The sequence below is a fragment of the Halopiger goleimassiliensis genome (assembly GCF_000455345.1).
GTDB classification, from domain to species: domain Archaea; phylum Halobacteriota; class Halobacteria; order Halobacteriales; family Natrialbaceae; genus Halopiger_A; species Halopiger_A goleimassiliensis.
This window is the reverse complement of the sequence record NZ_HG315690.1, coordinates 321,190-342,686: the sequence shown is the minus strand read 5'-3', so window position 1 is coordinate 342,686 and position 21,497 is coordinate 321,190. Positions and strand designations below refer to the sequence as shown.

At 62.3% G+C, this 21,497-nt stretch carries 24 protein-coding genes and 1 tRNA gene; 3 read left to right on the top strand and 22 right to left on the bottom strand.

Annotated elements, in window-relative coordinates:
• Window positions 1-268: 268 nt before the first annotated feature.
• The 20 genes from TX79_RS01770 to TX79_RS01680 form a co-directional block, all read right to left on the bottom strand.
• Window positions 269-2,224: a phage tail tape measure protein gene (locus TX79_RS01770; protein WP_049925371.1), complete on the bottom strand. Its 1,956-nt coding sequence runs from the start codon at window positions 2,222-2,224 to the stop codon at window positions 269-271.
• A gap of 453 nt (window positions 2,225-2,677) precedes the next feature.
• Window positions 2,678-3,133 (bottom strand): hypothetical protein, encoded by a 456-nt coding sequence (locus TX79_RS01760; RefSeq protein ID WP_049925368.1) that lies wholly within the window; start codon window positions 3,131-3,133, stop codon window positions 2,678-2,680.
• 7 nt (window positions 3,134-3,140) lie between these two features.
• Entirely contained in the window at window positions 3,141-3,668 is a 528-nt protein-coding gene (locus TX79_RS01755; protein WP_049925367.1) for a hypothetical protein, read from the bottom strand.
• Between the two features lie 619 nt (window positions 3,669-4,287).
• Window positions 4,288-4,737, bottom strand: a complete 450-nt coding sequence (locus TX79_RS01750) for a hypothetical protein (protein ID WP_049925365.1) — start codon at window positions 4,735-4,737, stop codon at window positions 4,288-4,290.
• Window positions 4,734-4,955, bottom strand: coding sequence for a hypothetical protein (locus tag TX79_RS01745; RefSeq protein WP_049925364.1), 222 nt, complete (start codon window positions 4,953-4,955; stop codon window positions 4,734-4,736). Before TX79_RS01745 ends, TX79_RS01750 begins: the two co-directional genes overlap by 4 nt.
• 6 nt (window positions 4,956-4,961) lie before the next feature.
• The gene (locus TX79_RS19955; RefSeq protein WP_268257973.1) at window positions 4,962-5,096 is read right to left on the bottom strand and encodes a hypothetical protein; all 135 of its coding nucleotides are present in this window, start codon (window positions 5,094-5,096) and stop codon (window positions 4,962-4,964) included.
• Window positions 5,097-5,379: 283 nt separating this feature from the next.
• Entirely contained in the window at window positions 5,380-5,562 is a 183-nt protein-coding gene (locus TX79_RS01740) for a hypothetical protein (RefSeq protein WP_049925363.1), read from the bottom strand.
• Window positions 5,559-6,107, bottom strand: a complete 549-nt coding sequence (locus TX79_RS01735) for a hypothetical protein (protein WP_049925361.1) — start codon at window positions 6,105-6,107, stop codon at window positions 5,559-5,561. The genes TX79_RS01740 and TX79_RS01735 overlap by 4 nt, the downstream gene beginning before the upstream one ends.
• A gap of 149 nt (window positions 6,108-6,256) precedes the next feature.
• Complete coding sequence (locus tag TX79_RS01730) at window positions 6,257-6,499, bottom strand: MarR family transcriptional regulator (RefSeq protein WP_049925359.1); 243 nt, start codon at window positions 6,497-6,499, stop codon at window positions 6,257-6,259.
• A complete protein-coding gene (locus TX79_RS01725) occupies window positions 6,492-6,878 on the bottom strand; it encodes a hypothetical protein (RefSeq protein ID WP_049925358.1) in 387 nt (128 codons plus the stop codon). The genes TX79_RS01730 and TX79_RS01725 overlap by 8 nt, the downstream gene beginning before the upstream one ends.
• Window positions 6,879-6,983: 105 nt before the next feature.
• Window positions 6,984-7,406 carry a hypothetical protein gene (locus TX79_RS01720; RefSeq protein ID WP_049925357.1) on the bottom strand — a complete coding sequence of 141 codons (423 nt, stop codon included), beginning with the start codon at window positions 7,404-7,406 and terminating at the stop codon, window positions 6,984-6,986.
• Between the two features lie 2 nt (window positions 7,407-7,408).
• The gene (locus TX79_RS01715) at window positions 7,409-9,526 is read right to left on the bottom strand and encodes a minichromosome maintenance protein MCM (RefSeq protein ID WP_049925355.1); all 2,118 of its coding nucleotides are present in this window, start codon (window positions 9,524-9,526) and stop codon (window positions 7,409-7,411) included.
• Window positions 9,527-9,715: 189 nt separating this feature from the next.
• Complete coding sequence (locus TX79_RS01710) at window positions 9,716-10,219, bottom strand: hypothetical protein (RefSeq protein ID WP_049925353.1); 504 nt, start codon at window positions 10,217-10,219, stop codon at window positions 9,716-9,718.
• Window positions 10,212-10,361: a hypothetical protein gene (locus tag TX79_RS19515; RefSeq protein WP_195892439.1), complete on the bottom strand. Its 150-nt coding sequence runs from the start codon at window positions 10,359-10,361 to the stop codon at window positions 10,212-10,214. Before TX79_RS19515 ends, TX79_RS01710 begins: the two co-directional genes overlap by 8 nt.
• A gap of 126 nt (window positions 10,362-10,487) precedes the next feature.
• Window positions 10,488-10,561: transfer RNA gene (locus TX79_RS01705), tRNA-Thr, on the bottom strand.
• 47 nt (window positions 10,562-10,608) lie between these two features.
• Window positions 10,609-11,079 carry a GNAT family N-acetyltransferase gene (locus tag TX79_RS01700; RefSeq protein WP_049925351.1) on the bottom strand — a complete coding sequence of 157 codons (471 nt, stop codon included), beginning with the start codon at window positions 11,077-11,079 and terminating at the stop codon, window positions 10,609-10,611.
• The gene (locus TX79_RS01695) at window positions 11,057-12,268 is read right to left on the bottom strand and encodes a phosphoglycerate kinase (protein WP_049925350.1); all 1,212 of its coding nucleotides are present in this window, start codon (window positions 12,266-12,268) and stop codon (window positions 11,057-11,059) included. The genes TX79_RS01700 and TX79_RS01695 overlap by 23 nt, the downstream gene beginning before the upstream one ends.
• A gap of 111 nt (window positions 12,269-12,379) precedes the next feature.
• The gene (locus TX79_RS01690) at window positions 12,380-12,988 is read right to left on the bottom strand and encodes a CBS domain-containing protein (protein ID WP_049925348.1); all 609 of its coding nucleotides are present in this window, start codon (window positions 12,986-12,988) and stop codon (window positions 12,380-12,382) included.
• A 214-nt stretch (window positions 12,989-13,202) separates the two neighbouring features.
• Complete coding sequence (locus TX79_RS01685) at window positions 13,203-13,976, bottom strand: GTP cyclohydrolase III (RefSeq protein ID WP_049925347.1); 774 nt, start codon at window positions 13,974-13,976, stop codon at window positions 13,203-13,205.
• 163 nt (window positions 13,977-14,139) lie between these two features.
• The gene (locus TX79_RS01680; protein WP_049925346.1) at window positions 14,140-14,466 is read right to left on the bottom strand and encodes a DUF5785 family protein; all 327 of its coding nucleotides are present in this window, start codon (window positions 14,464-14,466) and stop codon (window positions 14,140-14,142) included.
• A 252-nt stretch (window positions 14,467-14,718) separates the two neighbouring features.
• On the opposite strand from TX79_RS01680, the gene ggt reads away from it, so the two are divergent.
• Entirely contained in the window at window positions 14,719-16,632 is a 1,914-nt protein-coding gene (ggt, locus tag TX79_RS01675; protein ID WP_049925345.1) for a gamma-glutamyltransferase, read from the top strand.
• Window positions 16,633-17,245: 613 nt separating this feature from the next.
• On the opposite strand, the gene TX79_RS18910 is transcribed toward ggt, so the two are convergent.
• Together TX79_RS18910 and TX79_RS01670 are read right to left on the bottom strand one after the other, a co-directional pair.
• Window positions 17,246-17,896 (bottom strand): hypothetical protein, encoded by a 651-nt coding sequence (locus TX79_RS18910; RefSeq protein ID WP_230198524.1) that lies wholly within the window; start codon window positions 17,894-17,896, stop codon window positions 17,246-17,248.
• Between the two features lie 408 nt (window positions 17,897-18,304).
• The gene (locus TX79_RS01670) at window positions 18,305-19,060 is read right to left on the bottom strand and encodes a class I SAM-dependent methyltransferase (RefSeq protein ID WP_049925343.1); all 756 of its coding nucleotides are present in this window, start codon (window positions 19,058-19,060) and stop codon (window positions 18,305-18,307) included.
• Between the two features lie 326 nt (window positions 19,061-19,386).
• On the opposite strand from TX79_RS01670, the gene TX79_RS01665 reads away from it, so the two are divergent.
• Window positions 19,387-19,971: a DUF7437 domain-containing protein gene (locus TX79_RS01665; RefSeq protein ID WP_049925342.1), complete on the top strand. Its 585-nt coding sequence runs from the start codon at window positions 19,387-19,389 to the stop codon at window positions 19,969-19,971.
• Between the two features lie 3 nt (window positions 19,972-19,974).
• Window positions 19,975-20,514 carry a hypothetical protein gene (locus TX79_RS01660; RefSeq protein ID WP_049925341.1) on the top strand — a complete coding sequence of 180 codons (540 nt, stop codon included), beginning with the start codon at window positions 19,975-19,977 and terminating at the stop codon, window positions 20,512-20,514.
• Window positions 20,515-21,497 lie beyond the last annotated feature (983 nt).

Sequence of the window (21,497 nt, the reverse complement as noted above, 5' to 3'; positions counted from 1 at the left end):
CCGTACCACCCATCTAGACCGATACTGGGCGTGTCGGACAGCGGTACCGGGGCGAATTGGGGTGCGTTCAGGAGTTCGAACAACGCGAGTGCGACACGATCAACGTCAGACGTGATCGTCGGATCGATCGTTGGCGCTGACGAGGCGATCGGCTTCGCAGTTCCGACCTCCCCCAGGATTGTTTGGCTGTCGATATCGAGGCCCCCGGATTGCGTCGGGGGGCTCACGTCGCCGTCGTCGATGTCGAGTGTGTACAAACGCATGGTGATCACGTGAGCACTGCGTCGATTTGTTCCTTGAACCAGCTGCGGATCTCGCGATGGTCGATTTCTTGTTCGATAGTGAAGCGCCGACCCTCGAAGAACTGATCGAGGGCGTCATGGAACGCCTGTTGGAGGTCGTCTCTGGAGAGGTCGCCCGACTGGTCGGTTTCTGGATCCTGCTCTGCCGCCATCAGGTCGTCAACCTGATGTCCGACGTCGATCTGATCGTACTGGGTTGGATCCAGCTCCCCTTCTACATCTACGTCGCGTTCCTCGAGTTCATCATAGACCTCTTGCAGCGCTTCGGCCTCTTCACGCTCTTCCTGGAGCTCCTGGTCCGCAACGTCTACAACCAGCTCTCGGTCGAAGTCCGTGATATCCTCCGCTTCCTCGAGTTCTTTAATTTCGTCCTCGAGTTCATCTACTGTCTGTCGTCGTTCGTGGATCGACAGGCTATCATCCTCTTGAACGGCTTCGATTTCTTCCTCGATCTGGCTAATCCCCTCTTCGCGGATCTCCTCGGTATCCAGGCTTTCGACTAAGCCGTTGCTGAACCCGTCACTGAAGGACTGGCCGGACTGCTCGCCTATTCCCTCAAACTCCTCTTCGAGGTCTTCCCCGAAGTCGTCGACTTCGGCTGGTTCCTCGAGTTCCATCGTCTCATCAACTTCCCCTTCATCAGTCTCGGCTTCGATTTCAACTTCACCGCTATCGGAGTCGATGTTGATACCAGGGATCTTGTTGACGAGTCCTATCAACCAGTCGATGAAGTCTCCGAAGTAACCCGCAACCTTCTCAGTGGCATCGCTAATCCCGAACAGTTTGTCTATAATCCAGTCGATGCCGTCCGTAATCGGGCCCAACGCCCAATTGAGGATGTCACGGATACCGAGCCAATTGCCACGCCACGCCCGATACAGGACGTAGGCAGCTGTCGTGAGAGCTGCTAGTACGGCTAGGATCGGGGCGAGGGTGGTCACCATCGACCCCAACGCCGGGAGAACCGTATTAGTGATCGCTCCTGCGACCATCCCGAATCCCGTTGCCGCTGCTGGGAGCATGGCCAGGATTTTTCCGATCCCTAGCAATAGCGGCCCGATTGCGGCCACTAGACCGCCAGTAATCACGATTACCTTCTGTTGTGTGTCCGAGAGCCCATTGAACCATCCAATCAGCGACGAGAGGAGGTTCACAAGCCCCGTGGCGATCGGTAAGAGGTGCTCGCCGATTTCCGCTCTAAGTTCTTCCGTGTCGCCCCTGAGATCTCGCATTCTGTTGGCGAACAAATCGGAAGTACGGGCTGCGTGCCCCTGCGCGTCTTCCGTCTGCTCCATGATCGCGTTGAGTCGGGCCTGGGCAAGTTCGGCTTCAGTCGCCTCTTCTCTACTCGCTGCGAGTCCATCGTTCATCAACTGCTGCTCAACTCGAGCGCCACTGAGATCTATCCCGTACTCCTGGACGGCTTGAGATTCGCCTACTAAGGCGCTCTCGAGATTCTGCTGAACTTGCTCCTCAGATTGGTTGTTGAACGAAGCGAGGTCGGCCGTCAATTCCGTGAGTTGCTGGCTCATACCGGCCGACTGCTCTTCGGTCGTTCCCATCGCGTTGAGAAGGGAACCGAAATCGGTTGCGTACTCCTTGAGTTGGTTTTCCGACCGGCCGATCTCGTCGGCATGGGTCTGTACCCACGCTTCAACGCGATCAGCGGAAGATTCGAACACCTCGTTGAACCGGGCCTCCATCTCTTCGACGTTAGATGCCGTTTCGATGGATCCAGATCCGATGGCCGCAATCGGGGCAGTGATCCCGGCCCTCATGATCTCACCGGCCTTTTGCATCGACTGGCCAGTGGACTCTGCCCGATCTTGCAGACTATCCCAATCGCGTCGGACGTCCTTCACTCCAGATCGGAAACCACTGGTGTCGAGTTTTAGGTCCGCTCTCAGTCTCTCGAAAGCCATGTGTTAATCACTCATCAGTCGTTGGTCTGCGTTGAACGGTCGATAGAATTATAATATGGACGGATCAACTCTGAAGTATGTATTATTACAATCAAGACGATTTTGATCAGGAAGATATGAGTCCAGGGTTGATTACGTTCATTTTCGCGTTAATGGGGGGAGGGTTGCTCGTAGGCGGGGTCATCACCACCATCATCTTCGTGCCCGCTGGGTTACTCATGATGGGGCTCGGAGGGCTGTGTATTATCGGTAGCCCGATTATCGGACTGGCTGTGTGGTGGGACGAACGACAAGACTCGTCATAATCGACTCTGTAACGCACTCCCGTACTCTTCGCGATAGTTCAGGTAGGCGTGCTCAAGGAAGATCCTTCTATCCTGCCGCAACTCTCCCCATTCGCCGGGTGTCATCCCGAACAGTGCGAGTAACTCGAACCACCAGATTCCGAAGTCGCTACCCGAGAAACTCCTTCACAGCCTCGAGTTCGGCACCTTCGCCCCGTTGGTCGACCTTGTTGAGTAGCTCGAGGAGCTCGTCGTCGTCGTAAATGTCGTCCCAGTCGTCGGCGTACAGCGGTTCGTCACCGTCCCACGCCTCCGCGAGCCACTCGGGAGACTTTCGTGCGAGATAATCCGCCTGCTCCGCGAGTTCTTCCCACTGGCCGTTTTGAGCGCAGTGGGCCATCCGCTCGCGCTTACCGTCGAGCGCATCGCTGGCCTCTCTCGGAAGCGGGGTAAACGGAAGTTCACGACCGTTGTACCACTCGACCGTGAACGTGTGTTCCGCTCGGTCCTGCTGGAGCTGCTGCTTGATGCTCGCGTTTTCACGGTGGCGCGCTTTCCGCTCTCGTACTTGCTCGCGCTGTGCCTCGAGAGACTGGTTCGCGGCTTCGGCGTTTGCGATGCTCATGGGTTAGTTAGGCGCTGGAGCTGTAGTCGATGTAGAAGTCACCCTCGACCCACCACGTCCATGACGCCGTCGGGGGCGTCTGACTCGGGTCGACCTCGGGGCTGGTGAGTTCGCAGTCCTCCGCACGGTGCAGTAGTTCCGAGTCGGCTTCGACGTCGACCGACGTGTAGTCGGGTTTGTGGTCGAAGTAGGCGATCTCGATGAACTCGTCATCGGCCGCCTGGATCTTGCGATCCTCGCCCGAGAACGTGACTTTTCCGTCCGAATCGACCGCTCCGATCTTCTCCAGGGCATCGAGGTCCGGCGCAATCGCCGATGTGACCTCGATGTCGATCGTGTTGTTCGTCCGGTAACGCTTTGTTCGCCGGAAACTTCCCGGGTTGAAGTCTTCGTCGTCCTCGTCGATCGTCACCGAGAGATCCTCTTTCGTGCAGTGGGCGAGGATCGTTCGAACTGGTTCGGTCTCGCTTTCGTCGACGTGGATCACTGAGACCGTACTACCTTCAACTTCGAGTTCGTTCGTGATTTCTGCCATGATGTTGTAATCTCGTGTGTAGGAGGTCGATTAGCTGTTCTGCCTGTACGTCGTCACCTGCCAATCCTGAAGCAGGGCGAGGCGGCTACCCGTGACCTCGTTCCAGCTTCCCGACGTTGTTCCGTCCGGTGGAAGTTCTGGTGCTTCGACATCAACGTCCATGCGGTTCGCCACTGGCGACATGACTTCGGCCGTGCGGTAGGTCGGCGGCGACTGAGCGCATCACCAGCCATCATTCGCTACCACGCTTACCTGGAGTCTGAACTGACGTTCCGTGGTCCCGTTCTGGGGCGACTCCGTGCTCGAGGACACCGTAATTGGTTGGATACGACGAGGACCGGTTACTTCTGTGAGTCGGGTAGCCTCCCCTCGTCGCGGCGGTTTTGTCCTCGAGCAGCACGACGAGATCGCGCGGCGTTCCTCGACGCGGACCTCGCCGGCGTTGACACGGAGCGTGGCGCTCCGGGTCGCGTCGCTTGCTCGCATATCGGTTCGAAAACAGGTAGTTCGCCACCACGGGGATCGATACGCGCCGGCACCGCGCCGGCAGAAGGGCGTGGACGGAATCGAACCGTCCTCGAGGACCACCACGCCTGAGTCGAGGATCGAGGAACAGCGATCAGTTGGCAGTCATAGGTACAACACCACGCTGAGGGTGCAGCGGTAAATGGTATGCTAATCCTCTGAACTCGCGGATCGAATACGGAGCCCGACCGGCAGCATTGGGCCGTTTCTCGCAGACGCAGGAGTCGCCGGCCGTCGGAAGCTCCGCCATGATCGTGACATCAGCGTCACCCATCATCCGCTCGTAGCGGTCGAGCGATCCTTCCGAGTGGGCGCGGATAACCTCCGTCCGAGGAAAGACCGTCGCCCGTGGCTTTCCGACGGCCTCGACGTCGTCGTTGATACCTTGAGCGATCTCGCGCGGGTTCATCCCCAGCGAGCGACCATACTCCTCACCGATCAGGTGGACGTCGGCCAGTTCGTCGGCAGTATCGAAGCCAGCGACCTCGAGTTCGTCCGCGATCGCCGCGTCGACGCCGGTCAGTTCAGTGCGGTCCTCGGTCATGGCCGATCACTATCGGCGGGTGTCATCTTCTGAACGACTGCATCCAGAATCTCGATCGTCGCGTCGACGAGGTCTCGAGTCGGGACGAACGTCACGACCAGGAGCGCCCACAGCGGAATCTCGACGGTTTGGATAGCCCAGTCCATCCCGAACGCAGCACCAGCGGTCACAAGGCTTGCCGTCCACGCGACGACGCGAATCGTGCTTGTCGTGACCATCACTCGTCAGTCCCCCGTTGCGTACACGCCGATCACCGTCGCGATCTCGTCTTCCGTGGGCCACTCGAGACCGCCCTCGAGCGGTCCCGGCGCTGGGGTCGTCGTCTCGAGTGTCGGGACGGACTCGGGCCAGTTCACCATGAAATACCGGACACGAATGGCCCGGATCAGGCGTTGCAACGGTCTGCAAGGGATGGTATCGAGCATGGTGGTCGAGTATGGAAACAGGTGCGCCAGGGCGCGTCGTGCGCGGCCTTCCCGGCCAGATCCCGGCGCGGGTCGGGACGGTCCGTGGTAGTGTAGTGCGTCGACGTAATGCGTGGGGATGCAGTCGCGGGATTGTGCCCGCCCCGAAACGGTACAGCGGAAGCGGTGGGGTGTCAACAGGCCCTCGGTCCGGCGAGGCAGGGGGCGACGCCGGACGTCATCGGGGAGTGACCGACCCCCGACCGACCGTGATCCGCGCGCCGTCGGCGTCGACGACGATCTCCGTTCGCGGGTTCGCCCAGGATGGGTCCCAGCGGACGTCAGCGACAGTGCCCTCGAGGCGACGGCCGGCGAACTCGAGTTCGACCGGCTGGCCCCGCGGGAGCGGTTGGACGATCATCGTTGGCGTCGGTTGCGAGCGTGGCGGATCGCGACGGTAGTCGCGGCCTCGAAGACCTCGGTGTCGTAGCCGGTAAACCGGGGCTGGGACTTGAGGTGGCCGACCAGCTTCTTCAAAACCTCCACGTCCACCGGTTCGCCAACCTCTTCGAGTCGTACAGCGAGCGTTTCAGCGCGTCGGAGTGCCTCTCGTCGCGTCATCGATTCGTCGTCGGCCCGGCCCGAGACGGACCCGCAGTCGTCACAGAACGTGCGCGTGGGGTAGCGGGCTTTCGTCGTGATCTCGACTTGCTCGGCCCCCTGGAGTGGGCCTTCGGGACCGATCTCTCCAGGCTTGGTCTTGTGTTCGCGAACCGACCGGGCACACGTCGCCTTCGGATCGACGTCGTTGCCTTCCGCACCCCACTCGAGGCGGACGTGGTCGCTCTTGATCCTGCGGAAGCAGTTGCTGCAGCAGGAGGAGTCCTCGAACACGTAGCGTCGGAAGACGCGGTCGGCCTGATCGCGGTCCTGGACCTCGTCGAGGGGGTGGGCTGTGGTGGACATGGTGGATCGGGAGGAGAGACCGTCGGCTGTCGACCAACCCCCGACGTCGTCGTTGCCTCGGCCGGGGATCGATGGTGGAACAGCCGTTACATTCACACAAGGTAATACATCGACTTAAGAAGAAACCTGGTGACGAATATCGTCACTTCTCACCGGCCAGAGGTGTCGTCCTCGATCGTGTAGAGTGACTGTCGGGCGTCTTTCAGATAGGTCTGTGATTCGACGATCCCCTCGTCCTCGAGGCGGGTGAGGGCGTACCGAACGGTCCGCTTCGGGAGAGTGATCTTCTCGGCGAGCTCCTGCTGGGTGAGCGGGCCTTCGTCCTCGAGGACCCATAGCACGAACTGCGCGCTCGGCGGGAGGTCCTCGTGATCCTCCTGCTTCTCAGGCATCGGTTTCACCTCGCTCGAAGTCGATCGCGACGACGCCGTCGGGCTGAAGGATCGTCATGTCCAGGCAGACGGCATCCGACTGGCAGATGAACGCGCCATCGCAGGACGCTAGGACTGTCGTCATGTCCTCGAGTGGCCAGAGCCCCTCGTGGCCATCGGGCAGCGTATCGTGGTCGGGTGAGACCCACCCGCGTGGGATCTCACGGGTGTTCTCGGCGTCGATCGCGAGACAGCCGTCGCGGCGATCGTTGCCCAGCCGCTCGAAGCGGTCGCGGGCCTCGAACAGCCTCTCGATCGACCGCGGCCCCTTGGCGGTTGGGACGGTGTCGTGTTGGAGATTGTTCTGCCGGAGTTCGTAGGCGTCTTCGAAAACGGTCATCGGTCCGCGTCACCCCCTTCACTAGCCCAACTACGAGACGGTCCGATGACCGCCAGTTCTTCATCACTAACAGTGCGGTCAGTACAGTCTCTGTGATTGTCGCCGTCACTCATCGAGACCACCCACTGCGCGTTTCGTCTGGTGGCCGTGGCCCAGCTGACCCAGGCGTTCGTTCGCCAGTGCGATGACCTCCGAGTGCGGGTCGTCGCTCACGATGAGGTGGCCTTGGACCTTCTCGACGAGCGTCTCCGCGTCGTCGATCCCCAGCCGGACGTCCCCATGCCCATCGGTCATCCGGAAGAGGTCGCCGTTCGAGCACGCCGCTCTGATCGCTCGATGGAGTTCATCGAGCCCGTAGCTCCCGTACCCGGCAGCGTGGAGTGAGCCGATGACCGACGACTGCTTCGCGAGCGGGGGCTGGACGCGACCCGAGTTGTAATCGGTGCAGCGGATGACGGCCTCGTAGGCCTCCTTCGATCGCTTGCGGCGTTCTACTTCGCTCGCGATGGTCTCGGTAGATCCTGACATGATCAGTACCTCCCGAGGTAGCGGATCCGATCGGTTTCGGGCTCGGTCGCTGCCCCCTCGCCGACCCACTTGTCCATATCTGCGTGCAGCTTCGACGCCTCGAAGTCCCGGTCGAGTTCGTCCTGAATGTACTCGATCACGCGATCGCGGGGGACGCCGTTGTCGTACTCCTCTTCGAGTTCCTTGATCGCGCCGGCGAGGCACTTCCGGCGCGAGCGCTGATCCTTCGACTCGCCCACCTCGTGGACGTCGGCGTCGAGTTCGCCGTCCTCGTTCTTGCCGATGTCGTCCATCGACCGGCCGACGATCTCGAGCACCTGGTCGACGTGGCGTTCGCGAATCTCGTCGCAGAGCTCGAACTTCGCGAGTGCCTCGCAAACCCGGACCATCGCCTCGAGTTTGCGGAAGGTGACAGGGATCGGCTCGGTCTCGTCGTAGTCGTACAGACCGCGGAGTTCGAGCCAGCGGTCCCGGAGGTCGGTGCGGAGTTCTTTCGACTCGAACGGCGGCGTCGGTCGCTGTCGAGCCAGGGCGATCCACTTCCGCAGGATGTCGCCCTCGACCGGCGGCGTGATCTTCTCGAGGTCCTCGTCGGCGTCGCCCGACTCGGCCCCGTCGTCCATTTGGGCCCGTTTCGCGGCGTCCCTCGAGGCGAGGATGTGATCGGCGATCTCCCGGTCTTCCTCCTCGTCGGGCTTGTCGGCCATCGTGAACACGAGGTCGAACCGGGAGATCAGCGCCGACTCGAAGTCGAACTGCTCCGGCGCGGGTTCGTAGGGATTGAACCGACCGTCGCGGGGGTTCCCGGCAGCGACGACCGACGTCTCGGTCTGGAACGTGACGCTTTCGCCGGCGAGCGTCGCGTTGAACTTCTGGTTGCTCATCGGCTCGAGCATCCCCGCCCGCGTGTCGGGATCCATGTCGTCGAGTTCGTCGATACAGACGGTGCCGCCGTTCGCCTTGACGAACGCGCCGGCTTTCATCACCCACTCGCCGTCGCCGAAGTCGTCCTGCTCCGCGGCGGCGGTGAGGCCCGGAATCGTCGCTCGTTTCGACGAGACGCCGACCGTTCGCCAGCCGTGTTCCTTGGCCCGATCGATCAGCTTCGACTTCGCCGTTCCTGGATCGCCCAGGAGGAGGACGTGCAGGTCCGACCGGTCGGAGTCGCCAGTGGGGTAGGTGATCTTCCCACCAGAGGCGAGCGCGAGGATCAGCGCCTTCTTCTCGATGTCGTAGCCGTAGACCTTCGGCGCGAGCGACTCGGCGGCGGCCTCGAGTGGCGTCCCTTCGGCACCGTCGGCGAGCTCGCGGATCCGCTTGCGCTCCTCGCTCGAGACGTCGAGGTCCTGCTGGTCTGTCTCCTCGATCTCGATATGGCGACCCTCGAGGTAGGGCTCGAACTTCGCCTTCTTTTTCGAGCCGCTACTCTCCTGCTCGAAGCGGACGATGCCCGAGACGACGACGCGATCGCCGATCGTCACCTCGCCCGCGAGGTCGTCCTCGACGAACGCGTCGATCTTCTTGCCGGCGCCGTCGGCGAGCTCCGGCGGTTCCTTGATCCGGAGCTTCTGGGCGTCGACGAACTCCGACTGATCGAAGTTCACCCGGAACGGCCCCTGGCGTTGACACCCCTGGCACTCGTGGGGTTCCTGGAAGTCGCCGTCAGACTGCGGCACTCGCGTGATCGTGCTGCAGAGTTGGCACTCGAAGGCAGCCTCCTCGATCTTCGGGTAGGTGTCGGTCGCCTTCGTGATCTCGCCACGGATCGATCGGTAGCTGCCGAGTTCGTCCGACGGGGAGAAGCCACCCGGGTAGTAGGTGAACTCCTCCGGGAGCCCGCCGATACGTACGTGCGCGTTGGAGAGAGTGACGTCGATCGAGAGGTCGAACAGCCGCAGTGCCTCCTCGAAGTAGCGACGCATCTGCTCCGGTTCGGCGAGGACGTCGTCGGCGACGTCCGGATCGTACTGGTAGATGTCGCTCCAGTCGACCTCGAGGGAGCGCTGCTCGTTCGGATACCGTTGCGCCAGCTGCTGGACCTCCTCCTTGTAGTACCGACGGAGGAACTCCGTCGAGAGGTCGTCGACGAGTGGACTGGTTTGCGTTTGGGTTTGTGACATGGGATCGGTCGCGGTCTTTTCTTGCCGGAATAATTCCGGATCGAGCGTTCCGAACGCCGAACGACGGCGTCGGACGGCGTCGGATTCGGCGTACGCTCAGCTAACGGACACTTGCTTACACAACTGCACTTGCTGACTACTACAGCGAGATTTAGGGAGGTGGAATTCCGCGGTGGAATGAACCCATCCTCAGAACACCTCCCCCGAACTCGAATTATTCCGGGAAGAAAAGGCGGCACCTCGTTTTGCCGCCTTCGCGTCCACGGTGAGTTTCATCGGCCGACTGCTCTCGTCGAGATCGAAGCCGGAGACGTCCTGGACGCGATTCCCGTCGTTGTCGTAGCCAGCCGCTCGTCGGAGGAGTCGGTAGCACTGGTTGTTCCCGGGCTCCCCGTCGAACACCTCCCACATGACGTCGTCGTAAGTGAGCGTCGCCTTCCCGTGGCCGTTGGCGGCCTTCTGGTAGGCGTGCTCGCGAACCATCCCAATCTTGGTGTCGAGCGAGAGATCGCGGTAGTCGGCGTCGTCGTCCTCCTCGGAGAGGCGAAGCTTGACGGCGGTCAGTTCCTCCGCGAGGTCGTCGTACTCGTCACGGAGCTCGTCGAGATCGTCCTCGAGGCCGTTGCACTTCTGGAGTGCTCGCTGGGCGACCTGAAGGGCGTCCTCGGGGCGGACGTCCGGCTCTTCAGACATCCGCGACCACCTCGTGGCCTTCGGCGTGGTTTTCGCAGACCGTTCGGCGGCCGTGCTCCGGGTGGTTGATGACGACGTCGGCGTCTTCGGTACACCCGAGCGCCCCGCAGAACGGACCGAACTCGTCGGTCGCGGAGCTCACGCACTGACACCTCCGTTCTGACCGCCGGCAGAATGAGCTTTGAACCTCAGGTTTGCCCAACTACCGCCACCCGGGTTGACGGCTGTTCGGATACCTGGCGGTAGAGGATTTGAACCTAAGGATCTAAGCCAGGGCGGGGATTTGAACCCCGGAAGTCTCGATTACAAGTCGAGTGCATGAACCACCCATGCTCCCCTGGCGCGGGCGTCAGTTGGCGAGCCTCCTTTGAGTGTGTATCGCTTTTCGCTCACTCCTCGAGCGAGCGGTCCATCGTCACGCGGAACGCGTCGTAGCCGTGGCGGCGATAGAAGCGCCGGGCGTCCTCGTTCGCGGCCATCACCTCGAGGACGACGACTTCGGCACCTTTCTCCTCGAGGGTCGATTCGGCGGCCTCGAGCAGCGCCGAGCCGACTCCCTGATCCCGAAAGCGGGGTTCGACGTACAGGTTCGAGAGGGTTCCACGAGTCGCGTCGAGTTCGAGGGAGCCGCGTTCGATGGAGACGGAGGCGAAGCCGGCGAGTTCGCCGTCGACGCGGGCGACGAGGAGGCCGTCCGCGGCGGCGTAGGCGGCGAGGCTCTCCCGCATCGCCTCCCTGTTGGCCTCGGGACGGACGTAGGAATCGTACGCGCGCTGGTCGCGGGCCAGTCGAACCCACATATCCGCGATGGCGTCGACGTCGCTGCCGCTCGCGCGTTCAATCGTCGGCGTCGGTGCCATTCTCGAGTGCCGTGACGGCGGGCAGCGTTTCGGCGGTGAGCATCCGGAGCGCGGCACCGCCGCCCGTACTGACGTGCGAGAATCCCTCGATACCGAGACTGCGCAACGCCGAGGCGGTGTCGCCACCGCCGACGATGCTCGTCGGAACCTCCGTCGCGGCACCGTAGATCCCGCGGGTACCGCGCTGGAAGGCCTCGTCCTCGAAGACGCCGGCCGGTCCGTTGAGGATGACCGTCTCCGCGTCGGCGAGGATCCGCTCGTAGTACGCGAGCGTCGACTCGCCGACGTCCATCGCCGATTCGCCGTCCTGGGGTGGGAGGGCGTTGACGCCGATCTCGTAGCGTTCGCCGTCGCGATCGACCGCGACGTCACGGGGGAGCGCGATGCGGTCGCCGTAGGCGTCCAGGAGATCCGCCGCACGATCGATCTCGTCCCAGTAGCCCTGGTCGTAGATGAAATCCGAACTCGCGTCGCCGAGGTCGACGCCGTCGGCGATGAGAAAGACGTTGCCGACGACGCCGGCCGTCAGCACGTGATCGGCAAGCCCCTTCTCCAGGACGGACCAGGCGACGTCGATGGAGTCGGAGACTTTCGCCCCGCCGAGGACGTAGACCCGCGGTTCGCCGGTCGACTCGATCGATCCCAGCACGTCGAGTTCGGTCTCCATCACCCGGCCAGCGTAGCTGGGGACGACCGACGGAAAGCCCACGAGCGAGGGCTGTGAGCGGTGTGCTGCGGCGAAGGCGTCGTTGACGTAGGCGTCGAGCACCGGCTCGAGTCCGGTGACGAGGTGTGTCTGTGCCGCCCGGTCGGGGTCGAACTCCATGTACTCCTCGCTGTAAAACCGCGTGTTCTCGAGGACGACGCACTCGCCGTCGTCGAGGCTCGAGACGGCGTCCCGGGCAGCCTCGGTGAACGTCGCGTCGACGTAGTCGACCGGCCGATCGAGCAGTTCGCCGAGGCGATCGGCGTGGGGCTCGAGCGTGACGAACTCGTCGCCACCCGGCCGACCCTGGTGGGCGAGGACCGCCACCCGACCACCGCGTTCGAGAAGTTCGGAGAGAGTATCGACGTGCGCGCGCAGGCGGGCGTCGTCGGCGAGTGACCCGTCGTCGATCGGACTGTTGACGTCGACCCGGACACCGACGGTGGTCCCTTCGACGTCGAGCTCGTCGAGGGTAGGGATCATTGTCGATGGTTCCACCGCGGCACCCGAAAGGTCTTTCTATCGGACGAATAGCATCGCTGGCTGTTGACACGCCCCAGCAGCCACGGGAGAAAAGCGAGTGCTCGCGCCGAGTCACACCGACCGACAGTCCGGACAGACGAGTTTCCCGTTGACGTCCCGGAGTTCGTCGGCGAGCGAGCCGCAGGCCTCGCAGACGCCCTGCGTCGAGAACTCGTCGCCTCCGTTGGGTGCGAGCCGGTCGTCGGCAACCTCGTCGGCGGACGTGGTCATCGGTTCCTCGACGGATCCGTCGGGATCGATCGCTTCCCCACCCGAACGGCTGGTGGCTACCGCGCCCTGGAACGAGCCGGCGGCAGCGATGACATCTCGCTGGGTGACGACGCCCAGGAGTTCGTCCTCGCGCTCCACGACGACGTTCCGGATGTTCTGGCGACTCATCATCGTCGCGACGTCGCTCAGCGACCGATCCGGGCCGACCGAGATCACGGGCGTCGTCATCACCTCCCCGACGGTCGTGTCGCTCGGATCGCGTTCGTCGGCGACGACGCCGAGGACGTCCCACTCGGTCACGATGCCGACGGGATCGGTGCCTCGGAGCACGAGGACGCAACTCGCGCGCTCCTCGCGCATGAGTTGTACCGCACCGAGGACCGCGTCGCCCTCGCTGACCCCGACGTACTCGGTCGTCAGGACTTCGTTGACCGACAGTTCTGGTTCCATGTGTCAACAATACGCGTGACCGGGCTAAAAACTACCTCCACTACACTTAAGCGCGGCCGCATCGAACGTTACACGTTGGCCTTTTCGAGCCGTGAGGACCGGTTTTCCCTCCCGGAGCGTTCGAGCGTGGACTGCCGTCTCGAGTGACGGTTCACGAACGTGATACCTACGGAGAACCATCGGACCGCCACGGATAGCCGAACGAGTGAACCTGTCAGCGGGAGCCCTCCCACTCGAGTTCGACGCGCGTCCCGTCGGCCCGGCAGGTCTCGAGGGCGTGTTTCGCCGCGTAACCGGCGTCGTGGGCGTCGTCGCCGCGGCCGACGCCGACCTGGAGTTTCACGTCGACGGCCTCTTCGACGTGGTGGATCGCCTCCTCGTAATCGGGTGCCTCGAGGTCGGGACAGACGACGATGACGTTGTCACCCCCGACGAAAAACGAGAGGCTGTCGTGGGCGTAGCGCATGTGGCGCATGAGTTCGGCGTAGCCCTGTTCGATCTCGATGAACGTATCGAACGCATTGAGTTCGTCGGTGTAAGTGCCCGTCGCGTTGATCACGTCGAAGTGTGCGATCTGGACGTCCTCGTCGGACCGGTAAGCCTCGTCGATGGTTCGGCCCTCGAGACACTCCCGGCGGTCCTCGTCCTGTGCGCTGCCGGCCTCCTGGAGGCGTGTCGTTGCATCCGAGAGCGCCTGAACCGGGGTAGTGCCGGTCGCGACGCCGAGACTGAGCGTCACCGGGTAGCGGTTGCCGACCGACTCCTGCAGCAGCGCGTGATCGTCCATCGAGAGGCCGTTCGTGACGGCGATCATGTTGTCGAAGCGGGTGAAGAACGTGTAGCCGCCCCGGTTGCCCACGAACTGGGAGATGTCGGCGTAGAGTCGAGACTGCATGGTCTGGAGGTCGGCCTCCCGTCGCGGTTCGGGGGTCACCGTCCACGGCCCGTAGTTGTCGATCTGAACGAGCGTCACCTGCGTGTTAGTCACTGTGCCCGACCCTTTCGAACGCCGTCGTATAAGTGATACGTAATCCAGATTCGTGATACGGGGCGGCAGACGGCTACCGAGGCGACAGGACCGTCGACAGATAGCGGGTCGACGACTCGAGCAGAAGCGGAGTGGTGGCTCGGGCGGACGGTGGCGTCGAACGTCAGGCGGGGATCTTCTCGGGATCCTTCCCCTGCGGGTGGTACTTCCAGAAGTTCCCCTCGCGCATGGCCGCGCCGACGGCCTTGTGCATGTCGACCATCGTCTCGAACTCGTCGGCGTCGACGTACTCGAAGATGTCCGACATCGCGACGACCGTCTCGTGGTTGATCCGGATGGGATAGTCGCCGTACTCGTCGACGAACGCGGCGACGTCCATCGGGAAGTCCTCCTCCTCGTCGACCTTGTCGGCGATGATCCGCATGTCGTACTTGCGCATCCCCTCGCTGCCTTCCTCGCCATCCGGGTCGACTGGCCAGTCGTTGCTCATACTCGGACGTGTGCAGGGAACTTGCAAAAGGGTTACTGTTACCCGCCGCGACGCCGGCACGTCCCGCGACGATCGGTCGGTGTCAACATTCCCAGACGGCCTCGAGAGGGACTTCGCCGGACCGAACACAGTCCAAAATACCGATCGAAGGGCGAGCTTATTTTACCGCCGCTCCGGTAGCGACGTGTGATTGACATGTGTTGTGTATGAAATCTTTTTCCGGTCCCAGGTGGTGCATTCCGTGTCCGAGTCATGACACGAGACGCTTCATCGGCGAACGGATCCTTCGATCGGCGGCAGTTCTTGGCGCTCGCGGGAGCAAGCGCCGGGGCACTCTCGCTCGGATCGTCGTCGGCAGTCGCGAGCGACACGTCCGTCACTGGCGATCTCGACGGCTTCGACTGCGAAGCGCCGACGTTCGAGTGTGGTCAGCAAGTCACCGCCGCCGCCGGAGGGATGGTGTCGTCCGAGGATCCGCGGGCGTCGGCGGCCGGCGCTCGCGTCCTCGCCGAAGGCGGCAACGCGATCGACGCGGCCGTGACGGTCCAGTACGTGTTGAACGTCGTCTCCCCGCAGGCGTCGGGTATCGGCGGCGGCGGGTTCATGGTCGTCTACGACGCCGACAGCGACAGCGTCCACTGCATCAACAGCCGCGAACGTGCGCCGCGGGACGCCCACCCTGAGATGTTTCTCGACAACGGTGAGCCACGGGAGTTCGACGCGGCGATCCAGCGCAGCGAGGCCATCGGCGTCCCCGGTACGCTCGACGCCCTCGAGACGGCCCGCGAGCGGTTCGGCTCGCGGCCCCGACAGCGGCTGATCCGGCCCGCGATTCGACTCGCCGCCGGCGGGTTCACCGTCGACGAGTACCTCTCCGAACAGATCGCGGAGAACGTAGACAAGTTCAACGACGCGGCTCGCGAGGTCTTCCTCGACGCGAACGGCAACGCGCCCCAGCCCGGCGACACGCTCGTCAACGAGGACTTCGCGCGGACGCTCGAGTCGATCGCTCGCGACGGCCGCGACGTCTTCTACGAGGGCGAGATCGCCCGCGACATCGCCGACACCGTCGAGAATCTCGAGGGCGGACCCGGCATCGACGAGCGGGACCTCGCCGACTACTCGGTGACGATCGACGAGCCGGTGCGGAAGGAGGCCTACGACTTCGAAATCGTCGGCCAGCCCGTACCTACGTCGGGACCGACGACGATCGCGATGATTACCCGGATGCTCGAGTTCCTCGGGGTCGAGGAGTACGATCTCCGCGCGCCCGAGAAGTACCACCTCATCGCCGAGGCCAACCGCGTCGCCTGGGCCGATCGCGACCAGTACATGGGCGACCCCGAGTTCGTGGACGTCCCCGTCGAGGGGCTGCTCGACGACGACTACCTCCGGCAGCGCGCGAGTCGGATCGACCTCGAGAGCGTCGTCGCCGACTACGCGGCCGGCGAGCAGGTTCCGCCGGGCGTACCTCCGGGTGCGCCCGAGCGGTTCATGCCCGAGTGGGCCGCGACCGCGGACGCGGGCCGTCCCGAGCCGGCCGGCGCGACCGCCCACTTCACGACCGCCGACAGGCACGGCAACGTCGTCTCCTACACGACGACCATCGAACAGCTGATGGGCTCCGGGAAGATGGTCCCCGGTCGCGGGTTCATGCTCAACAACGAACTCACCGACTTCGACTTCGAGCCCGGTGGACCGAACCAGGTCCAGCCCCGCAAGCGCCCACTGAGCAGCACGAGTCCGACGATCGTCTTCCGCGACGGCGAGCCGATCTTCACCGCCGGCTCGCCGGGCGGCTTTACGATCATCACCAGCGTCCAGCAAGCGATCTTACATCGGCTCGTCTACGGCCTCGAGCCGCTCGAGTCCGTGCTCGAGCCGTCGATCTTCAGCGCCCGCGACTTCGACGTTATGTGGGAGCCGGACGTGCCGACGGCGGCTCTCGAGTACGGCGAGGCACGGGGCCAGCCGTGGGCCGAGGAACCAGAGGAGATCGGCAACGTGCAGGTCGTGGAGATCGGTGCCGACGGGTTCACGGGAGCCGCGGACCCGGCTCGCGACGGGCTGGCTGTTGGCGTGCATCGGGCTCAGGTTCGCGGGAAGAGTCCTGACGAACACCCCGAATCGAAACGATCGAAATCGAAGCCTGAGGGGCGTCGTTGACGAATATATCAACCCGGCATTACGACTGAGGGTGATTCATTGACCGGTTCTTTTGGCCCGACCGGCGGAAGCACGGATATCCTATGGTCGTCAGCCTACGGCCCTCGAGCACGAGTCATCGGACTACTCCGGCCCCTTTTCCAGAGCACTGATAACGTTCACTGTACTGGCTCCTTCACCTGCTACTCGCCGACTCTCGTCCCAGGAGGCGTGGTTGTGTTGGGAAGTTTTATCCCTGGTACTCTCGTAGTTGCTCGCAGTAACCGTGACGCTCCAAGAAGCTGTTCGCGATGTCAGTGAACGGTACGATATCCCGGACAACGAACACCTCCGGGAACTGGCGCGATCGAACGCGCACCTCCGAGACTAGTTCTTATTCCGTCTCAGAACTGCCGTTTTCAGCCCCTAAGAAGCCAATAAATCGCTCTTCGGATAGCGCTGGCTCCTGAACTAGATCCGCTTCCCCACCTCGAGTGGCCAGTTCCTCCGCGAAATCGATGCAGTGTGCTTCATGCCGCTCGGCATATCTCTGCCACGCCTCGTAGTAGTGCATATCGAGGTCGTACTCGTCGAGCGGAATCTCGATATCGTGTTTTCGGCGGACGATTTCGCATCAGTTCCGCTTCAGCGTGAGAAAATACAGGTTGTGCCGTCGTACAGTCAGCAGCCGCTTTGACTCGATGATATAGGGATCGACCCATTCACGCCATTCATACGCTTCTGTATGGGTTTTCGGGGTTTCAAAATCTGCTCCTGCAGCCTCGAGATAGGTCTGTGCCATCGTAATTCCCGTTCGGTGATTCGCGTTCGGAAGCGAATGTCTCAGGATTAGATTCGACATCAGGCTTCCAGCAACGTCCGTTACCGACCCGTTCCACGAAACGTGATCGACCGCTTCAGGGACACGTTCGATCTCGAGGTTTTTGTAGATCGCAAGTTCATCGCCGTTTTCCTGTTCTTCCTGTTGCATCTCAGCGAAGAATTGGAGTAACCAGATAGCGATGACCCGACTCGTTCGGTCCATCCGCTCCAAGTCTGCTTCTAACTGAGCGGGGCTAATTTCACGAAGATCGTCAGTTGTCCCCGAGACGTTCGGCGTATAAAGCACCCGTACTTCACCGTCCGGGAGCGAGTAATCCAGTACTTTGACATCATCCTCCGGGTCGTGGAGTCTCTCTTCGAACGCATCCGGATCTGTACTGACATCCGCGAGAGAATAGTTGATATCATCCGGATGGTGTTGATGGACGACTCGAGTCGACATCTGCGTATCTTGCTACTACGAGGAGAGTCGGATATATCCCTTATCCACAGCGACCCGTGATGTTCGAACCCTCGGTCTCGGTGAGACCTCGCGGCAAATACAGGGAAATCGTCGAATCAACCGATCGCCAGGGGGACTCCCCTTCGACCGCGTCTTCGACGATTTCGAGTTGCTCGTCTGTCAGCCCGTCGAGTTCGTGGATGATCTCAGTCCCACCGTTTTCCTCACGGGTTCGCTCCGCTCACCGCTCGCACAAAAGTCGGTCCGGTGAGAGCGAAGCTCTCGCTGACCTTTGCCCGCTACTGAAGAGACCAAAAAGCCGCTCGCTGACCCACTCTCCGACAGCCTCCTCAACGAGGACGTTCGACGACCGGGTTTCGAGAAACCGTTACGGTACGGTGCTCGGTCTCACGTCTCCGTCCGCTCGAGGGCCCAGACCTGCGCCGAGTGGCCGTCGTTCAGCGGCTCGTCGGTGTAATCACCCGCCACCGTCCAGGACTCGAACGGCGACGAGCGAACGAGCAACTCCAGTTCGCGGTAGGGAAGCAAGGTCGCCCGGCCCTCGAAAGAGAACAACTGTTCACCGTCCTGCGTGGTGGCTTTCTTCTCCGAGACGTACTCCTGCGTCACCGAATCGACCAGTCGGGAGCGGGTGTGATACTCGACCGGTTCGCCCCGGAACTCGATCGTCCGCCGTTGCCACTCGCCCCACGTCTCGGCGATGTACTCGAGGTCGGGCACGAACGTGTCGAAGACGAACGTCCCGCCGGGGGCCAGCAGGTCGTACGCCGACTTGAGGAGCGCCTGCTGGGAGTCGATCGTCGTCAGTTCCTGGACGGCGTTGAACGGACAGCAAACGAGTCCGTACGCCCTGTCGGCACTGTAGTCGGTCATGTCCGCCCGCCGGACGGTCGGCTCGAGTCCCCGGTCGGCGGCGTGCTCCCGGAGGAGAGCGAGCGCCTCCGCCGAGCGGTCGATGCCGTCGGCGTCGACGCCCGCCTCGAGGAGTTCGAGATAGATCCGACCGCCGCCACATCCCAACTCGAGGGCCGGTCCCTCGACGCTCCTCGCGCGGTCGACGTAGTAGTCCACGTCGCGCCGATCGGCGGCCCTGTAGACGGCGTCCATGAACTCCGCTCGGAGGCGGTCGCTGTTCGGGTTCATGAACGATGATCTTCCAGACTCCCGGTAACGCTTTCGATGGTGCGTTACTCGATCTCACACAACACGTCGGAACTGGCTCGTCGTAGCTGACACCGCCTCTCCGTCGCGACCTCCCTACCGGTGGTGGTAAAGACAGTTTCAGTATTCACGAGCCGAGTGAAATAACTCCTCAATGGATATACCCACCAAGAAATTGTTTGCTGTTCTGAACTGGTCAAATAAACTCCTTCGACCATGAGGTATCTCGTTTCAAAAGGAGAACCGAGTGGGGTCAATTCGTCTCTCACCCCAAAGGGCTATTACTCGATACACGAATCATGTAATGTATGTCGAAGGCTACCGACGGACCCGAACGCGCTGTCAACGGCCTGCTGTCGGTCGCCCAGCTCCTCGAAGAGCCACGACTGGCACGACTCTACACGTTCGTTCTCCGCAACGACGAGGTCACCATCGACGACATCACCGACGAGTTAGGCCTCCCACGGACCACCGCTTACTCGGACACGGGAACGCTCGTCGACTTGGGCGTTCTCACACGGGACGACGACCAGAAGACACACACGTACGCCGCCACCCCCATCACACTCACCGCGACGCTCGACGGCGACGAGTACACAGTCACGCCAACGCTCATCGCCGCATTCGGCCGCTCCTCACACGACCAGGATCTCGATCTGCTACTCGAGCGACACGGGCTGGGGAAGCTCGCTGCCGCACTCACCTACGCGGTTCCATACGCGGACGGCGAGATGTCCGAGCGGGTTGCGGCCCGTGAACTCGACCTCCAGTACGCCCTCGGTGTCGCAATACTCCACGCACTCCGTGACGTCGTGGTCGAGATGGAGTCCGTGGACCCGTACCTCGAAGATATTCAGGATGCACGCGAGCGGGGTCTGGGAACCGAGGACTGAACGATGGGTGCGGAGAATCCCCCATACGCCGATGTCGATGAGTCAGTAGCGTGGGTCGGTGATACTGGATTGTTTATCGCGTGCGGCCGCCAGCAGAACAACAAGTACACCGCACTCGAACGGTTCGCACGCCGGCACGACATCACGTTCCTGATCCCCCAGCGTGTCTACGAAGAACTTGGGGATGCACCCGATCGGAGTACTCCCGGCCAGACGCCAATCGATAGCGCAATCGACGCCGGTTGGGTGACTGTCGCTGACGAACCAGACTACACAGACAGTACGGTATCACGAGTGATGGACGGTGTTCGGAGATACATCGCGGACTCGTCGAACCGCAACGAGGACCACATCGAGAAGGCTGATGCAGCGCTCGGTGCCGTTGCCGCCAACTGCTTGCTCACCAGGGATGCGGCGTTCGTCGTCGTTGTAACGACGGATATCGATGCAGGAGAGGGGGTCGTCGCGGCGCTCGAAGCGAATGGATTCGAAGACCGCGTCCGGTTCGAAGATGGATTCGAGTTGATCGACGAGATCACGTGAGAGACGATATCGATCGGACAGTTGTCCGCTTCTGTGAATATCGTACCAACTGAAACGAGTTACACACCGATCGCCCGCTCCGAGCCGCCACGCGACTCGGTGCTCACGGGCCGTCGCTCCCCGTTCGCTGTCCTCGGTGCTCCCGTTGTTCGAACCGTGCGTTCGCCGTGCGATCGTGTGTGTATTGACGTTCAGTAACTACTCTAGAATCCTCGTATTCGCAACGACGGCTAGGAACAACCGCTGGCGACACTGCAGTTCTCTGCACACACTCACCAATAGATATAAGCACTAATAGGTCGACAATCAGGACGGAAGCCGCTCTCCGTCGGGGGTACGCAAATGCCCCGGGTGGTGGAGCACCCGAGACGCGGCTTCCAGCCGAGAGGCTTGAAGCCATGATTACGTTGCTTCTACCGGGATATAAACGTCCCGCACGTCCGACGTATCGCCCGTGTCGACCAGCACCAGCGCGCTCGAGCGGCAGGTCGGGGTGGTCGCGGTGACAGACGGCGAGTCATCACCGGCGGATCGAGTCGTCACGGTGGATGCCGCTTCGGACTCGAGCCTTCCACCGTGCCCGCGCTGTGACACACCGGTCGTGATCGTCTCGGCCGTGGGACCGACCGAATCCGTCGCTCATCCCTGCGGCTGTCGGCTCGCGCCCGGGTCGCTCGAGTCCGAGTAGTCGGGGCTCGAGCCGTGACCGGTTTCCAGGGGTCGGACGCGAGGCTTCGAAGACGGAGTCTCCGTATCACTTTTAGTACACATGTAGTATACCATGGCGACCGTCAGTCTCCGCGTTCCGGACGTGGTGAAAGAGCGGATGGACGAACACGACGAGATCAACTGGAGCGCCGTGATCAGATCGAACATCGAGGACGAACTCGAACGGTTGGAATCCCGTCGCATCGGGCACGCGGTGGCGACGAGCGAGCGGTTGAGTGCGGAGATCGACGACGCGGACGTGGAAGACGAAAACT

Coding starts and splice junctions, on each gene's coding strand:
- TX79_RS01770 (WP_049925371.1), bottom strand. CDS start 2,224: ATGGCTTTCGAGAGACTGAGAGCGGACCTAAAACTCGACACCAGTGGT.
- TX79_RS01760 (WP_049925368.1), bottom strand. CDS start 3,133: ATGAGCATCGCAAACGCCGAAGCCGCGAACCAGTCTCTCGAGGCACAG.
- TX79_RS01755 (WP_049925367.1), bottom strand. CDS start 3,668: ATGGCAGAAATCACGAACGAACTCGAAGTTGAAGGTAGTACGGTCTCA.
- TX79_RS01750 (WP_049925365.1), bottom strand. CDS start 4,737: ATGACCGAGGACCGCACTGAACTGACCGGCGTCGACGCGGCGATCGCG.
- TX79_RS01745 (WP_049925364.1), bottom strand. CDS start 4,955: ATGGTCACGACAAGCACGATTCGCGTCGTCGCGTGGACGGCAAGCCTT.
- TX79_RS19955 (WP_268257973.1), bottom strand. CDS start 5,096: ATGGTGAACTGGCCCGAGTCCGTCCCGACACTCGAGACGACGACCCCA.
- TX79_RS01740 (WP_049925363.1), bottom strand. CDS start 5,562: ATGATCGTCCAACCGCTCCCGCGGGGCCAGCCGGTCGAACTCGAGTTC.
- TX79_RS01735 (WP_049925361.1), bottom strand. CDS start 6,107: ATGTCCACCACAGCCCACCCCCTCGACGAGGTCCAGGACCGCGATCAG.
- TX79_RS01730 (WP_049925359.1), bottom strand. CDS start 6,499: ATGCCTGAGAAGCAGGAGGATCACGAGGACCTCCCGCCGAGCGCGCAG.
- TX79_RS01725 (WP_049925358.1), bottom strand. CDS start 6,878: ATGACCGTTTTCGAAGACGCCTACGAACTCCGGCAGAACAATCTCCAA.
- TX79_RS01720 (WP_049925357.1), bottom strand. CDS start 7,406: ATGTCAGGATCTACCGAGACCATCGCGAGCGAAGTAGAACGCCGCAAG.
- TX79_RS01715 (WP_049925355.1), bottom strand. CDS start 9,526: ATGTCACAAACCCAAACGCAAACCAGTCCACTCGTCGACGACCTCTCG.
- TX79_RS01710 (WP_049925353.1), bottom strand. CDS start 10,219: ATGTCTGAAGAGCCGGACGTCCGCCCCGAGGACGCCCTTCAGGTCGCC.
- TX79_RS01700 (WP_049925351.1), bottom strand. CDS start 11,079: ATGGCACCGACGCCGACGATTGAACGCGCGAGCGGCAGCGACGTCGAC.
- TX79_RS01695 (WP_049925350.1), bottom strand. CDS start 12,268: ATGATCCCTACCCTCGACGAGCTCGACGTCGAAGGGACCACCGTCGGT.
- TX79_RS01690 (WP_049925348.1), bottom strand. CDS start 12,988: ATGGAACCAGAACTGTCGGTCAACGAAGTCCTGACGACCGAGTACGTC.
- TX79_RS01680 (WP_049925346.1), bottom strand. CDS start 14,466: ATGAGCAACGACTGGCCAGTCGACCCGGATGGCGAGGAAGGCAGCGAG.
- ggt (WP_049925345.1), top strand. CDS start 14,719: ATGACACGAGACGCTTCATCGGCGAACGGATCCTTCGATCGGCGGCAG.
- TX79_RS18910 (WP_230198524.1), bottom strand. CDS start 17,896: ATGTCGACTCGAGTCGTCCATCAACACCATCCGGATGATATCAACTAT.
- TX79_RS01670 (WP_049925343.1), bottom strand. CDS start 19,060: ATGAACCCGAACAGCGACCGCCTCCGAGCGGAGTTCATGGACGCCGTC.
- TX79_RS01665 (WP_049925342.1), top strand. CDS start 19,387: ATGTCGAAGGCTACCGACGGACCCGAACGCGCTGTCAACGGCCTGCTG.
- TX79_RS01660 (WP_049925341.1), top strand. CDS start 19,975: ATGGGTGCGGAGAATCCCCCATACGCCGATGTCGATGAGTCAGTAGCG.